The organism is Pseudomonas sp. LBUM1659 (assembly GCF_059716045.1).
Genome location: NZ_CP166797.1, coordinates 6308860 through 6323438 on the forward strand (window position 1 = coordinate 6308860; position 14579 = coordinate 6323438).

Sequence of the window (14579 nt, forward strand, 5' to 3'; positions counted from 1 at the left end):
TCAGCCATGGGCTTGCATTTGAAAGAAGGCGCAGACGACGATCTGGCCGAGAACCACGAAATCAACGTCACGCCGTTTATCGACGTGATGCTGGTGCTGCTGATCATCTTCATGGTGGCAGCCCCGCTGGCCACCGTGGACATCAAGGTCGACCTGCCCGCCTCCAGCGCCAAGCCGGCGCCACGCCCGGAGAAGCCGGTATTCCTCAGCGTCAAGGCTGACCAGCGCCTGTTCCTCGGCGAAGACGAAGTGAAAGCCGAAGCACTCGGCGCCACTCTGGACGCCAAGACCCAGGGCAAGAAAGACACGACGATCTTCTTCCAGGCCGACAAAGGCGTGGATTACGGCGACCTGATGAGCGTGATGGATAACCTGCGCTCCGCCGGTTACCTGAAGGTGGGCCTGGTCGGACTTGAGACGGCAGCCAAGAAATGATCACGACGCGCCATAAGCTGACGCGTTACAGCGGGAGCCTGGCCGTGGTGCTGGGCGTTCACGCACTGGCCATCGCGCTGGCGCTGAACTGGACCTCGCGCCCGCCGATCGAGTTGCCGCCACAGGCGATGATGGTCGAGCTGGCACCGGTCCCGGCACCGCCACCGCCTGCACCGCCAAAGGTCATCACGCCGCCGCAACCACCTGCCCCGGTGGAAGAGCTGCCGATCCCGAAACTGGCTGAAGTGCCCAAGGCCGAGATTGCCGTGCCCAAGCCGGTCAAACCCAAACCCAAGCCGCAACCGCCCAAGCCTGTGGAGAAAAAGCCGGAGCCGCCGAAGGAGAAACCTTCCGAGGAAAAACCGAGCGACGCACAACCGACCAATGCGCCGACGGAGAAATCCGCACAACCGGCACCGGGTCCCTCAGCCGCGCAGCAGGCCGCAAAGGCCAGTTGGCAAGGCACCCTGCTCGCTCACCTGGCCAAGTACAAGAAGTACCCGGCCAGCGCGCAGGCGCGGAGCAAGGAAGGGATGAACCGCCTGCGCTTCGTGGTGGATGCCGAAGGTAACGTGTTGTCGTTCGAGCTGGTGACCGCCTCTGGCACTGCCGATCTTGACCGGGCCACCCTGGAAATGATCCGTCGCGCCCAGCCACTGCCCAAGCCACCGGCTGACATGCTGACCAACGGCGCCATCGAAATCGTGGCACCGTTTGTTTACTCGCTGGAAAAACGCCGACGCTGAGACGTAATGCAAAACCCTTGTAGGAGCCGAGCTTGCTCCGGGCGGCGTTCCGACGATAGCGGTATAACTGTCAACGATGATGCTTAATGTTATGGCCTCATCGCGAGCTAGCTCGGCTCCTACAGGTTCTGCGACGGTTACTAAATCTGTGAGAGGCACCAAAAGGTGCCTTTCGTGTATCTGCCAGCGGCAAACACACATTACCCGGTGTCACTCAACACACTCACTCTGATAACGTGCGTCTATCGATTGCAGCCGTTATGCTTGGCGCGCAACTACATGGACGCTTGCTATGACTCTCACAGAATTACGCTACATCGTTACCCTCGCCCAAGAGCAGCACTTCGGCCACGCGGCCGAGCGTTGCCACGTCAGTCAACCGACCCTGTCGGTGGGCGTGAAAAAGCTTGAAGACGAACTCGGTGTGCTGATTTTCGAGCGCAGCAAGAGTGCGGTGCGCCTGACCCCGGTCGGCGAAGGCATCGTGGCCCAGGCACAGAAAGTCCTGGAGCAAGCCCAAGGCATCCGCGAACTGGCCCAGGCTGGCAAGAACCAGCTGACCGCCCCGCTGAAAGTCGGTGCGATCTACACCGTCGGCCCATACCTGTTTCCGCACTTGATTCCACAACTGCACCGGGTCGCCCCGCAGATGCCGTTGTACATCGAAGAAAACTTCACCCACGTGCTGCGCGACAAACTGCGCAACGGCGAGCTCGATGCAATCATCATCGCCCTGCCGTTCAACGAAGCCGACGTCCTGACCTTGCAGCTCTACGACGAGCCGTTCTACGTCCTGATGCCGGCCCAGCACCCGTGGACGCAAAAAGAGTCCATCGACGCCAGCCTGCTCAACGACAAGAGCCTGCTGCTGCTCGGCGAAGGCCACTGCTTCCGCGATCAAGTACTGGAAGCCTGCCCGACCCTGGCCAAAGGCAACGACGGCGCCAAGCACACCACGGTGGAATCCAGCTCTCTGGAAACCATCCGCCACATGGTCGCCTCCGGCCTCGGCATCTCGATCCTGCCGCTGTCGGCAGTCGACAGCCATCACTACGCCCCCGGCGTGCTTGAAGTGCGCCCACTGACACCGCCGGTGCCGTTCCGCACCGTGGCCATCGCCTGGCGCGCGAGCTTCCCGCGTCCGAAAGCCATCGAGATCCTCGCTGACTCCATTCGCCTGTGCTCGGTGGCCAAGCCGTCCGCGCCGGTTGTTGCGGCTTAAGTCGCTGTCATGACCGAATTGTCGCAAGTGTCGGTGACGGCACTCAAGGGTGTCGGCGAGGCCATGGCCGAGAAGCTGGCCAAGGTCGGCCTGGAGAATCTCCAGGACGTGCTGTTCCATCTGCCGCTGCGCTATCAGGATCGCACCCGCGTGGTCCCGATTGGCCATTTGCGACCGGGGCAAGACGCCGTGATTGAAGGCACCGTCAGCGGTGCTGACGTGGTCATGGGCCGTCGCCGCAGCCTCGTTGTGCGCCTGCAAGACGGCACCGGCGGGCTCAGCCTGCGCTTCTACCATTTCAGCAATGCCCAAAAAGAAGGCCTCAAACGCGGCACGCGGATTCGCTGCTACGGCGAAGCGCGGCCCGGCGCCTCGGGGCTGGAAATCTATCACCCGGAATACCGCGCAATTACCGGTGACGAACCACCGCCGGTGGATGAAACCCTGACCCCTGTGTACCCGCTCACCGAGGGCCTGACCCAACAGCGTTTGCGCCAACTGTGCATGCAAACCCTGTCGATGCTCGGCCCGACCAGCCTGCCCGACTGGCTGCCGACCGAATTGGCGCGCGACTATCAACTCGCGCCGCTGGCCGACGCGATCCGCTACCTGCATCACCCACCCGCCGATGCCGATGTCGACGAACTCGCCCTCGGTCATCACTGGGCGCAGCACCGTTTGGCCTTCGAAGAACTGCTGACCCATCAACTGTCCCAGCAGCGCCTGCGCGAAAGCATGCGTTCCCTGCGCGCACCGGCGATGCCGAAAGCCACCCGGCTACCGGCCAAGTATTTGGCCAATCTGGGCTTCGCACCGACCGGCGCTCAACAACGGGTCGGCAACGAAATCGCCTACGACCTGAGCCAGCACGAGCCGATGCTGCGCCTGATTCAGGGCGATGTTGGCGCGGGTAAAACCGTGGTCGCCGCCCTCGCCGCGCTTCAGGCATTGGAAGCCGGTTATCAAGTCGCATTGATGGCGCCCACCGAAATCCTCGCCGAACAACACTTCATCACCTTCAAGCGCTGGCTCGAACCGCTGGGCATCGAAGTCGCGTGGCTGGCCGGCAAGCTCAAGGGCAAGAACCGCGTGGCCGCACTGGAACAGATCGCCAACGGCACGCCGATGGTGGTCGGCACCCACGCGCTGTTCCAGGACGAAGTGCAGTTCAAGAACCTCGCGCTGGTAATCATCGACGAACAGCATCGCTTCGGCGTGCAGCAGCGTCTGGCGTTGCGACAGAAAGGCGTCGGTGGGCGCATGTGTCCGCATCAATTGATCATGACCGCCACGCCGATTCCACGGACGCTGGCCATGAGCGCCTACGCCGACCTCGACACTTCGATCCTCGACGAACTGCCCCCCGGTCGTACGCCGGTCAACACCGTGTTGATTACCGACACCCGACGCGTTGAAGTCATCGAACGGGTGCGCGGTGCCTGCGCCGAAGGGCGTCAGGCCTATTGGGTGTGCACGCTGATTGAAGAGTCGGAAGAGCTGACCTGTCAGGCTGCCGAAACCACGTATGAAGACCTCACCGCCGCCCTCGGCGAGTTGAAGGTCGGGCTGATTCACGGTCGCATGAAGCCGGTGGAAAAAGCCGCCGTAATGGCCGAATTCAAGGCCGGCGACCTGCAACTGCTGGTCGCCACCACGGTGATCGAAGTCGGCGTCGACGTACCGAACGCCAGCCTGATGATCATCGAAAACCCCGAACGCCTCGGTCTCGCGCAACTGCACCAGTTGCGCGGCCGTGTCGGTCGGGGCAGCGCCGCCAGCCATTGCGTGCTGCTCTACCATCCGCCGCTGTCGCAAATCGGTCGTCAGCGCCTCGGTATCATGCGTGAAACAAACGACGGTTTTGTCATCGCCGAAAAAGACCTCGAACTGCGCGGCCCCGGCGAAATGCTCGGCACACGCCAGACCGGCCTGCTGCAATTCAAGGTCGCCGACCTGATGCGCGACGCCGATCTATTGCCCGCCGTGCGCGACGCCGCCCAAGCCTTGCTGGAGCGCTGGCCGGACCATGTCAGCCCGTTGCTCGACCGCTGGCTGCGCCATGGGCAGCAATACGGACAAGTGTGAGCACCGTCGCAGTTTATGGACCATACCGTTAAACAAGCTGGTTATACTCGCGCAACTGTTTGAATACGGATACAGACGATGACTGAAGCTGCCCTCGCCCCGGAAACCCTGCACGCTCCGTCTGTTATTCGGCTGCTGCTGGGCAAACTGGGCATTGCCTACGAAGAACTGCTCGATCACCACGGCCTCAATGCCTCGCGCAAAGTGCAGGCCGTCCTGGTGGAAGACGCGGTCGGCGCCTTGATGGTGCTGTTCCCGCAAAGCCAATTGCTGGACCTCAATCGCCTCGCCGAACTGACCGGCCGCCGCCTCACCGCCGTGCCCACCGAACGCCTGGTAAAAATGCTCGGCAAACACAGCCTGAGCCTGCTGCCCGGCCTGCCGGCGCTGACCACTTCGCCGTGCCTGTACGAAGAAAGCCTGCTGTGCGAACCGAAGTTGCTGATCAACTCGGGCGAGCCGGGCCTGCTGCTGGAAATCACCAGCGAAGACTTCAAAACCATGCTGACCAAAGCCAGCGCCGCCAACTTCGGCGAAGTCCTGACCAGCATCCGCCCGAACCTCGACCGCCCCGACGATGACCGCAAGGAAATCACCCAGGCCGTTCAAGTGTTCACCGCGCGGCGCATCCAGCAACGTCTGGAAGAGACCATCGAAATTCCACCGCTGGCCGAAACCGCGCAGAAAATCATCAAACTGCGCGTCGACCCCAACGCCACCATCGACGACATCACCGGCGTGGTCGAAACCGACCCGGCGCTGGCCGCACAAGTCGTGAGCTGGGCCGCGTCGCCGTACTACGCCTCGCCGGGCAAAATTCGTTCAGTAGAAGACGCGATTGTGCGGGTGCTGGGTTTCGACCTGGTGATCAACCTCGCGCTGGGCCTGGCCCTGGGCAAAACCCTGAGCCTGCCCAAAGACCACCCGCAACACGCCACGCCGTACTGGCAGCAATCGATCTACACCGCCGCCGTCATCGAAGGCCTGACCCGCGCCATGCCGCGCGCCCAGCGCCCGGAAGCCGGCCTGACCTACCTCGCCGGCCTGCTGCACAACTTCGGCTACCTGCTGCTGGCCCACGTCTTCCCGCCGCACTTCTCGCTGATCTGCCGCCACCTGGAAGTCAACCAGCACCTGTGCCACAGCTATGTGGAGCAACACCTGCTCGGCATCAGCCGCGAACAGATCGGCGCGTGGCTGATGCGCCACTGGGACATGCCGGAAGAACTCGCCGCCGCCCTGCGCTTCCAGCACGACCCGCATTACGACGGCGACTACGCCGAATACCCGAACCTCGTGTGCCTGTCCGTGCGCCTGCTACGTTCTCGCGGCATCGGCTCCGGCCCGGATGAAGACATCCCGGATGCCCTGCTCGAACGCGTCGGCCTGAGCCGCGACAAAGCCAACGACGTGGTTACCAAAGTCCTGGAAGCTGAAGTGCTGCTGCGCGAACTGGCTTCGCAATTCACACAGGCCTAACAGCATCGCAGGCAAGCCACGCTCCCACAGGATCACCAAAACCCTGTAGGAGCGAGGCTTGCCCGCGATGAATCCCCCGCCGACCCACCTGAATCACCACAACCCCCTGTGGGGGCGAGCCTGCTCGCGATGAATCCAACTCGGTATCTCTGAATCACCACACCCGCTGTGGCGAGGGAGCTTGCTCCCGCTCGACTGCGCAGCAGTCGCAATCCAGCCACCGCGGTGTGTCAGATACCACCGAGGCCTCAAGCCTTGGCTTTGGCCTTCGACTTCCGCGGCTTCAAATACTTGGTCAACCCCTGAAACCAGATCACCAACGCCGGATTCCCCTTGATCTGAATCGACTTGTCCTGAATCCCCGTCATGAACGCCAACTGCTTGTTCTTCGCCTGCATCGTGGCAAAGCCATACGCCGCATCTTTAAACGCAATCGCAAACGCCGGCTCGGCATACACGCCCGACTTGCTGGTAATCCGCTGGTCTTTCACAAAGAAATGCCGCGCCACCTTCCCGTCCAGGGTCTGTAACTGGAACACCAATTCCTTGTCACCCAACTGCTGTTGAAACGCAGGATTAGTCCGACTGGCCTTACCCATCAACAAACCCAGCATCCACAGAAGAAAACGAAATTTCATGCGCACAGCCTCAAGAGAAAAATGAACGGCCGGCGCAGTGTAGCGACTTCGGACGATAACGACAGCATCGCGTTGCGTTAGAAGAAGATGACGCGCTTTTTGACGCCGATGACTACCAAGTCATTGACGAAACGCCTGTGTTTAAAAGCGTGGAAGATTTGAGCTTTCTACGCTCGACGCTATCGGAAGTTTCCTTCAATACGTGGGGTTGTTCGTGAACTAGGCAGCCCTTTGTATGACCTATAGGCTTTGATCGTCACCGCAAAATCGGTGATACGGACGTGCAAGTCCGAATCCAGGTGCGCAATTGCTTATGGCTATTCGTCGAGCGTTTTCCTATGCTCGCGGATCGTTATGGCAGCTGTGCGTCGGAGACCTTCGGGTCTGCCGGTTCCTGGATCGGTCTTGCACACCAACGCACAGCTGCCACCACTTTCGAAGTGCAAAGCGAAACGGTGTCAGTCTCTTAATTCCAGGAGCTACATCAATGATCAAGCCAACACCGAATCCACCAGAACACGAAGACACATCCCCCTACGAATCCCTCGATTCGAAGAAACTCCACGAAGCCGCCGAACGCGCCCTCAACCACCATTTCGCCCCACCGCCCGAGAAGCCCAAGCCTCGAAAAGGCAACCTCTTCACCGTCTCCCCCGACATCGACACCGAAGCCCTCCTGGCCAACGCTTCGGAAGACCTGCTGTCCATCAGCACCATCGACACCAACCTGGCTGACGACATTGACAGTACTCAGCGATCAGTAGCGTTGGCGCTGAGCAGAATGTCAGATGGGGTTCGGTTGTTGGTGGAGCGAGCGCTGGATCATATTGATTCGCCGAATCCGGCGGAGCATCGGGCGAAGGGATAGGGAAACCTCGGATAGAAAAAAGGGGACGCCAAGTCCCCTTTCTTATTTGCCTAATGATCGACAACTAATTGAGTCAATAGCAAAAACCCTGCCGCTCAACACCAAACTACTTTTTAAGCATAACCATAATTATAATTAATTATAAAAGACTGTTATTTATGACAGTTACATCAACATCTTTCATGCGCCAACAATGAAGCTCAAAAAATTTATTTCCACCGCTCTTAAGATGAGAAATATTTTTAACCACCTCAGCAACCAGAGAGCAAACTTATGACCATGTATGTGACCAGTCCACTCATTAATCAAATGTAAGGAGGCATATCTCATGAATACTGATGACCAACCCACCACCCCACCCTTCGCAGAGGCGATACCCCTTGGCGCGGAGGATAAATCCTTCATTTGCGAGCTTCATGCATTGCTAGAACGGCATGGTAATACCAAACGTTTTGGAATTTTCATGCTACATAATCATTTCCGAATAAAGAAGGATGAAATTATGCTGGAAAGCAATGATCCTGACGCCCGCACTCTTCACATGGAAGTCGTCAAGCGTACGGATTTGCCAGAGGGGAAGTTCACCAGCTGGCGCATGTGCGGCACCCAGCCTCTAGACAACGAAGAGGGGCTCAATGATATCGAGGCACTCACCTTCTGTGGACGTCCTTGCCTTTAGGGCACCTCGGAAAAACGCGGAAAAAGCGGGATAGACTTATTTACCCATACCTGACCTACCTTAAATAAATCTGTCCCCTTTTCTGCTACTTTTCTGCTAGTCCCCTTTTCTGCTATCCCACTGTACAAACTAATTTTTGCTAGGTGTCATAGCCTCAAATGACGATCTAATATCAGATAACTTAGGATCACCTTTTAGGTTCGACCTGAAAAAAGGGGACAGATTTATTTAGCGAAATAAATCCGTCCCCTTTTCCAATTTAATTAACGTTAATATTTTTCTTAATATAGGATTTGATCAATGCAGCATTTTTATATAAAAAGTGCTCCTCCTCACCCTCTTGGTATCCATCTATGCCGCTCAAATGCTTGTCGAATCTGATTAACTTATTAACAACCAATTGATTTTTCGAGCCCTTCTCATAACCATAAACCTGATAAAGAGTCCCATACGTACCAACACCTCTGCTTGTTAGCTCCCAAGAAACTAAAACAAGCACATTTTTCTTACCTTGGACGGGATAAAAGAAAATCGATTCAATTTTAGGATCCGATCCAGCAACATCGTATTTATCAACAAGGCTTTTGGTTTTGCTCTTATCAGCTTCTGCCACTTCTAAAACTAACGACACAGGAAACTCTGCGTCTCCCGTTTCTAAAAACGACAGTTCGCTATTATCTACAACAATGGTCTTAAATGGCCCTTGAATTACCTTACCCTGCAAGTACTTCATTTCATCCTGAGCAAAACTCATACTTACCAAAGAAAAAAGGAAAACAACCGTAAATAGCCGAAGCATTGCAGAGAACCTCATAGTCAAATATTCATTAGCGTGGCAAGGGACTGGAATCTATTATTCCTATCGGTATATCCATTTTGCCCACCGTTCACCATCTGCGTAACTTCAACAACACTGCCAGCCTTAGCAATTTCGCAAAGTTTTACCCCCCCTTGACCAGTTTTCGTGAACCAGAACACGAAAGCGGACTCCACACCGTATTCGATCGAGGAAACTAGTAAATCAGGGTTAGCTACGAAATCCTGTATATCTGCTGGATTTTTCTGATTATGAACATTCGTAAACCTTTGGTATTGCGACTTCCCTGTTACTTGAAGCATTCCTCGGCCGCGATATCTTTATCCTTCTTTACTGGCCTCATCGCCATTACCCATTCTATTTGCATAAACGTAACTACCGAGATTTTCCGAATTCATTGCATAGTGGCTAGTTTCTGATCAAGAAAAAAGGGGACAGATTTATTTAGCGAAATAAATCCGTCCCCTTTTCCAATTTTCTTCAAAATGCACTTAATAATGAGCACAACTTTAATAATCAACCTTGATATAGAGAGTATGTAAGGCCGACGAGACATAAACACCGGCGGCCTTACAAATAATTTCTTTTTACTTATGAATTACTTTCCTTTTAATCCAACGCCTTAATCGGAGGATCTTGATAGCTCGCATCTATCTCAATGCCCGCATCGATTGCCTTTTTTTCACGTGCATTTCTGATTTCCTTAAACTCCTTGAGACGTACGGGCAATAGTTCCTTCCAGCGCGCCTTATCTTTAGTCTCGCTAAACGAAGCAACCCAATATTCACGCTCTGTCGTAAAGCTCAAACTGACCAAGTACGTCCCGCGTTCTTTTGGCTGATCGTCAGAATCATGCCGCCACGCCTGCAGTTTTAGGTGGTTACCATCTTTATAAAAATACCAATTATAAAAATCGTCTACCTCCAACCATTGTTCTAGATCAATCTTATACTCCGGATCCAGCCATGGATGACTTAACACATAGTCACCCAAGACTTTATTGGGTGTAGCAATTTTTTCAATTTGCGACCCTAAAATCCTGGGATCTGAAGGAGAATAATAGTGCTTCCAACCAGCTGACTTAATTTCCTTGATCAAGTCATACAAAAAAGCCTGATAAGCTTCATGCTTGCTGTTATCAGGCAAACTCTTTATCGACAATTCAAGATTTTCTATGTCATGCCCAACATCTTTATCAACTGCAATTGAGACACTGGCCACTTGATCAAGCTTCAGATCTTTGTTTACAACTACTGAAGGGAGGATTTCGCTATTAAAAGACGCGCCAATCTTATACCAGCACATGTTCACCTGCGCCATGCACTCCTCTTCAAACTTCAAGGGGCTATTTGAAATCAGATCCTTGATGTTTTGATGTAGCTGAATCTTAATCAATGGTTGATTATCTGCCATCGCTTTACTCCCTATATTGTCTGAATCGCCGCAAGCAGCCAATAGAAAAAACAGCACAAAAAAATAATACCTCATTGGGTGTTTTTCCAGGTAGAGATGGTTTCGATTTCTCGTTCCATATAATCCCTTTTGTCGCCCATTAACTTATGGTACTGGTCGGCGATTTTTTTAATGAACTCCATTCGATCTGATTCATTGAATAGATCACCCTTGGTCATTTGAACCCTTAATGCTTCATCCTTTACGTCGCATGCGGAGCTAAAAGAAGCTACACGCAACGGTACTAAGGGGGCACCCTCAAGTGCCGCTTGAGTTGTTAGCACCTTTTTAAACATATAACCTTCATAAATTAAAGGCTGTAGTATTTTTCGTTGTTCATGGTCAGCGATTGCAAGAAGCGAAGACATTTGAAGGTCCCTCTTTATGACAGGATCTGTCGCCTCCTCACACTCCTTGATTCGGTTGAAGCCTTTCTCCACATAGGGCGTCAGCGCCAAATTCTTTAATACAGGCAACGCTTCATCTGCCCAAGGCAAACTATTTATGTTTACTAGCACTTGTGCTTCAACGCTTTGTGCATTCCTTGTTGGAGAGCACTCGGTGAACTGACAAGGGTATTTTTTATAGAACCAGTGCCAAACAAATATATCTTGAAACAACCAAAAATTGCCCATCCCCAAGCCGTTTTTTCCTATTTTGTACGGAACTTGAAACGGCAATGGCACCAGAGCGGTCAGATAGGGCTCTGAAGGAATGTAGTCCAGACCGCACTTAACTTGCTTACTTGCAAATGCAGCCAACCCCATCCAATAAAAACGCCCTTTTTTATCAGGTTGCCCGCCTTCACCCAGCTCCAAATAAAATTCGGCATACGCCGCCGCAATGCGCGCGGCGCGGGCACTAAAATCTGAAACCAGCTCCATTTTTGCCATTTTAGAAAAGAAACCTTTCTTAGAGACACTCAATCGCTGAATAGCTTCTTGCTGCCCCATCGCCCACAACGTTCCGCACTTAATGGGAATCTCTTTTACTGAGCAGCTCTGGTTATTGGTCTGAAAAGTAGCTACGGGTGCACTCATTTATTTCTGCTCGCTTCGTAATCGTCAGAGCCTGGCGGCACAATCAGTTCGTCCCACATCAGATGGACTTCAGCCGTTTCTTCAACGTCGGTTTCGATACGCGGGTGGAGACCATCTGCATTACTTCTGGAAATTTTTGGTGCGACCGACGAAGGCACAATAACGGCTGCTTTCACCGACTTGATTGGTTTACCGGTCCCCGTCACAAAACGAATCTGTTCATCGAATTTTTCACTGTTTGCTGTGCCTGACTTAAGCGTGTTGCCTGCCCGAGCCTGATCCGCAATCAACGGCAAGCCTGGTACCAAAATGCCGATCCCAGTCCCACTCCCCGCCGAACCACCCGCATTGATCTTCACCACCGGCCCAACCACCGTCACCCCACCGGCATCCAGCTTGATAAAGCTCCCGCCCCCCAAAATGGTCAGCTCCGACCCCGCCTCAATAACAATCTTCGCCCCAGCCTTCACATGAATCTCTTTCCCGACGCTGGTCAGCTGCGCAGTCCCCAGCTTCACATGCTGGTTCTGCCCAATCGTCAGGTGATCATCCAGCCGCGTTTCAACCTTGCGGTCGGCAATCGTGGTGCGGTGCTCTTCGGCTTTGAGTTCGGTGTAGGTGTTCTTCACCACCGTGTCGTGACGCTCATTCCCCACACGAATCTTCTGATCATGCTCAATGTTTTTATCCCAATCCCGTTGGGCGTGGATGAAGATCTGCTCGGCGCCTTTCTTGTCTTCGATGCGCAGTTCATTGAACCCACCGCCCCCCGGTGAGCTGAGGGTTTTGAAGACGGTGCGGGTTTTGTTCGCCGGCAATTCGTAGGGAACCTGATTTTCCTTGTGGTACAGGCAACCGGTCACAAGCGGTTGGTCGGGGTCGCCTTCGAGGAAGGTGACGAGCACTTCCATGCCGATGCGCGGGATGACGATGGCGCCGTAGCGGTCGCCGGCCCAGCTCGATGAAACGCGCATCCAGCAGCTGGTCTTGTCATCCGCCAACCCTTCACGATCCCAGTGGAATTGCACCTTGATGCGGCCGTACTGGTCGCAGTGGATTTCTTCACCTTTGGGGCCGGTGACCATGGCGGTCTGGCTGCCGAGGACGCGGGGTTTGGGGTGTTGCAGCGCCGGGCGGTAGAACACGGCCCACGGGGTGGCGAGGAAGCGGTTGCGGTAGCCCTGGTGGAAGTCGTCTTTGTTGTCGGTGGTGTCGCTGGTCACGGACTCTTCGAGGACTTGCGGTTGTTTGCCTTCGTGGACGATTTCGGTGAGCAGCCAGAGGTCGTTCCACTCGGTGCGCGGGTGGTCGGACATTTCCAGGAAGTGGCCGCTGATCAGCTTGGTCTGGTCGCCGTGGCCTTCGGCTTGCTGGTAGTCGGCGCGGTGGCGTTCGAGGGCGCGTTGGCTGAGGAATTTGCCGCGCGCGCGGTCGAGGAAGCGGCCGGGGTAGTCATAGTCTTCGAGGTCTGGCTCTTCGCTCTGAACATCCGGTTTGTAGCCTGCTTCAAGTTGCAGGCGCGGCTTTTCGAAGTCGTAGTCGCGGCGGGTGACGCGGCCGGTGCGGGTTTCGAGGCGCAGTTTGAAGCCTTTGATGACGGGCTCGTCGGCGACCATGCCGCTGCCTTGCACGTAGGCCGTTGGCTGCCCGAGTTTCGGGAACACGGTCTGGTCGTCACCGAACACTAGCAGATGACCTTTCTGGCTGTGCTGGAAGTGGTAGTGAATGCCTTCCTCTTCGCACAGGCGCTGGACGAAGTGCAGGTCGGTTTCGTCGTATTGCACGCAGTAGTCGCGGTCCGGGCAGGGCTGGCTGAGCTGGAAGCGGTAGGCGTTGCCCTTGATGCCGTGTTCGTCGAGGATCAGCGCGATGATTTTCGGCGCGGACATCTGCTGGTAGATGCGCTGGTTGGTGCGGTGATGCAGGTATTGCAGTTGCGGCACCAGGGAGATTTTGTAGCGGGTCAGGCGCTTGCCGGCATCGCCTTGGGCGACGCGGTAGATCTGGCCGTGGATGCCAGAACCTTGCGGATCGAACGCCAGGAATGCCTGTTTGTGCAGGAGTTTTTCCAGGTCCAGATCGGGGTTTTCGCTGACCAGCTCCAGGTCGAAACGATACGGCTGGCTGATGCCTTCGGTGCCGGTGAACGACAGCACTTGCAGGTCGCCGACGTAGTCTTCCACAGTCAGGCTGAAATGCGTTTCGTTAGCTGAGTTGAACATTGCTTGCTCCCTGTTCGGTAGTCATCCGTTACGCCGACAGGTCGTCGCTGTCAGACCGATCGATTACATGCCGCAACTATTTAAACAGAATCACGGCCTTTTGATTTTGCCCCTAAAGAGATGTCGTGTTTATCGGACATTTCCTGCAAGACGTGGGGCTGTTCATGAACTATTCGCCGCTCACTTCCACCGCTAACCTTTACGTGTCACCGCAAAAAACGGTGACACGGACGTGCAAGTCCGGGTAAAAGACGACGCATAACGTCATTGGTCGCTGGTCGAGCAAATTCCTGCTCGTGGCGCCTGTTTTATGGCGGCTGTGCGTGGGAGATCTTTCTTTCGAGAGCGATCTGCCGGGGTCCGTCTGCCCGGTCTTGCACACCTGCGCACAGTTGCCACCTTATTCGCGTGCAAGCGAACGGTGGTGGCTCCCCAAAATACAGATGGAGATACATACATGTTCAAGGTCACGCCCAATCCGCCAGACAAATCTGGCCCCCCTACTGAAGAATTCCTCGACACCGAAAAACTCAATAAAGAAGCTGCCGACCGCGTCTTCGCCCATTACTTCCCCCCGGCCAACGAAAAACCGGCCAAACGTCGTAAAGGCAATCTCTTCACCGTATCCCCCGATATCGACACTGAGGCTCTGTTGGCCAACGCCTCCGAAGACCTGCTGTCCATAAGCGCCATCGCCGCGGATCTGGCAGACGATGTGGAAGGCACTCGGCGATCCGTAGCCTTGGCGCTGAGCAGGATGGCGGATGGAGTACAACTTTTGGTGGAACGAGCGTTGGATCGTCTGGATGAGTTAGAGATGAAAGTGCAATAAGTTAAAACATAAGAGTAGGAAGGGGATGGATTTACTTTCGAAATAAATCCATCCTCTTATCTCA

Annotated in this window: 14 protein-coding genes; 8 read left to right on the forward strand and 6 right to left on the reverse strand. The window is 55.1% G+C overall.

Features of this window, described 5'->3' with window-relative positions; translation table 11 throughout:
• Positions 1 to 6 precede the first annotated feature (6 nt).
• The 5 genes from exbD to ACA048_RS28885 all read left to right on the forward strand — a co-directional run bounded on the left by exbD (position 7) and on the right by ACA048_RS28885 (position 5967).
• Complete coding sequence (exbD, locus tag ACA048_RS28865) at positions 7 to 435, forward strand: TonB system transport protein ExbD (protein WP_452628663.1); 429 nt, start codon at positions 7 to 9, stop codon at positions 433 to 435.
• Positions 432 to 1181, forward strand: a complete 750-nt coding sequence (locus tag ACA048_RS28870) for an energy transducer TonB family protein (RefSeq protein WP_497627281.1) — start codon at positions 432 to 434, stop codon at positions 1179 to 1181. Before exbD ends, ACA048_RS28870 begins: the two co-directional genes overlap by 4 nt.
• A 292-nt stretch (positions 1182 to 1473) precedes the next feature.
• The gene (locus ACA048_RS28875; protein WP_497627282.1) at positions 1474 to 2403 is read left to right on the forward strand and encodes a hydrogen peroxide-inducible genes activator; all 930 of its coding nucleotides are present in this window, start codon (positions 1474 to 1476) and stop codon (positions 2401 to 2403) included.
• Positions 2404 to 2412: 9 nt separating this feature from the next.
• Positions 2413 to 4488 (forward strand): ATP-dependent DNA helicase RecG, encoded by a 2076-nt coding sequence (gene recG, locus ACA048_RS28880; protein WP_497627283.1) that lies wholly within the window; start codon positions 2413 to 2415, stop codon positions 4486 to 4488.
• A 78-nt stretch (positions 4489 to 4566) separates the two neighbouring features.
• Positions 4567 to 5967 (forward strand): aminoacyl-tRNA deacylase and HDOD domain-containing protein, encoded by a 1401-nt coding sequence (locus ACA048_RS28885; protein WP_497627284.1) that lies wholly within the window; start codon positions 4567 to 4569, stop codon positions 5965 to 5967.
• Between the two features lie 248 nt (positions 5968 to 6215).
• On the opposite strand, the gene ACA048_RS28890 is transcribed toward ACA048_RS28885, so the two are convergent.
• A complete protein-coding gene (locus ACA048_RS28890) occupies positions 6216 to 6605 on the reverse strand; it encodes a helicase (protein WP_497627285.1) in 390 nt (129 codons plus the stop codon).
• A 487-nt stretch (positions 6606 to 7092) separates the two neighbouring features.
• Here ACA048_RS28890 and ACA048_RS28895 point away from each other — a divergent pair, with 487 nt between their 5' ends.
• A complete protein-coding gene (locus ACA048_RS28895) occupies positions 7093 to 7473 on the forward strand; it encodes a DUF6124 family protein (RefSeq protein WP_497627286.1) in 381 nt (126 codons plus the stop codon).
• A 328-nt stretch (positions 7474 to 7801) separates the two neighbouring features.
• On the forward strand, positions 7802 to 8152 hold the full coding sequence (locus tag ACA048_RS28900; protein WP_497627287.1) for a hypothetical protein: 351 nt from the start codon (positions 7802 to 7804) through the stop codon (positions 8150 to 8152).
• Between the two features lie 259 nt (positions 8153 to 8411).
• Here ACA048_RS28900 and ACA048_RS28905 read toward each other — a convergent pair whose 3' ends face one another.
• The 5 genes from ACA048_RS28905 to ACA048_RS28925 form a co-directional block, all read right to left on the reverse strand.
• Positions 8412 to 8966: a hypothetical protein gene (locus ACA048_RS28905; RefSeq protein ID WP_497627288.1), complete on the reverse strand. Its 555-nt coding sequence runs from the start codon at positions 8964 to 8966 to the stop codon at positions 8412 to 8414.
• A 2-nt stretch (positions 8967 to 8968) separates the two neighbouring features.
• Entirely contained in the window at positions 8969 to 9271 is a 303-nt protein-coding gene (locus tag ACA048_RS28910) for a hypothetical protein (RefSeq protein WP_497627289.1), read from the reverse strand.
• A gap of 307 nt (positions 9272 to 9578) precedes the next feature.
• Positions 9579 to 10382, reverse strand: coding sequence for a hypothetical protein (locus tag ACA048_RS28915; RefSeq protein ID WP_497627290.1), 804 nt, complete (start codon positions 10380 to 10382; stop codon positions 9579 to 9581).
• Positions 10383 to 10453: 71 nt separating this feature from the next.
• Positions 10454 to 11461: a DUF2515 family protein gene (locus ACA048_RS28920; protein ID WP_497627291.1), complete on the reverse strand. Its 1008-nt coding sequence runs from the start codon at positions 11459 to 11461 to the stop codon at positions 10454 to 10456.
• On the reverse strand, positions 11458 to 13683 hold the full coding sequence (locus tag ACA048_RS28925) for a type VI secretion system Vgr family protein (protein WP_497627292.1): 2226 nt from the start codon (positions 13681 to 13683) through the stop codon (positions 11458 to 11460). The genes ACA048_RS28920 and ACA048_RS28925 overlap by 4 nt, the downstream gene beginning before the upstream one ends.
• A 457-nt stretch (positions 13684 to 14140) precedes the next feature.
• Between ACA048_RS28925 and ACA048_RS28930 the strand changes: the two genes are divergently transcribed.
• Positions 14141 to 14515 (forward strand): DUF6124 family protein, encoded by a 375-nt coding sequence (locus ACA048_RS28930; protein WP_497627293.1) that lies wholly within the window; start codon positions 14141 to 14143, stop codon positions 14513 to 14515.
• Positions 14516 to 14579: the final 64 nt, after the last annotated feature.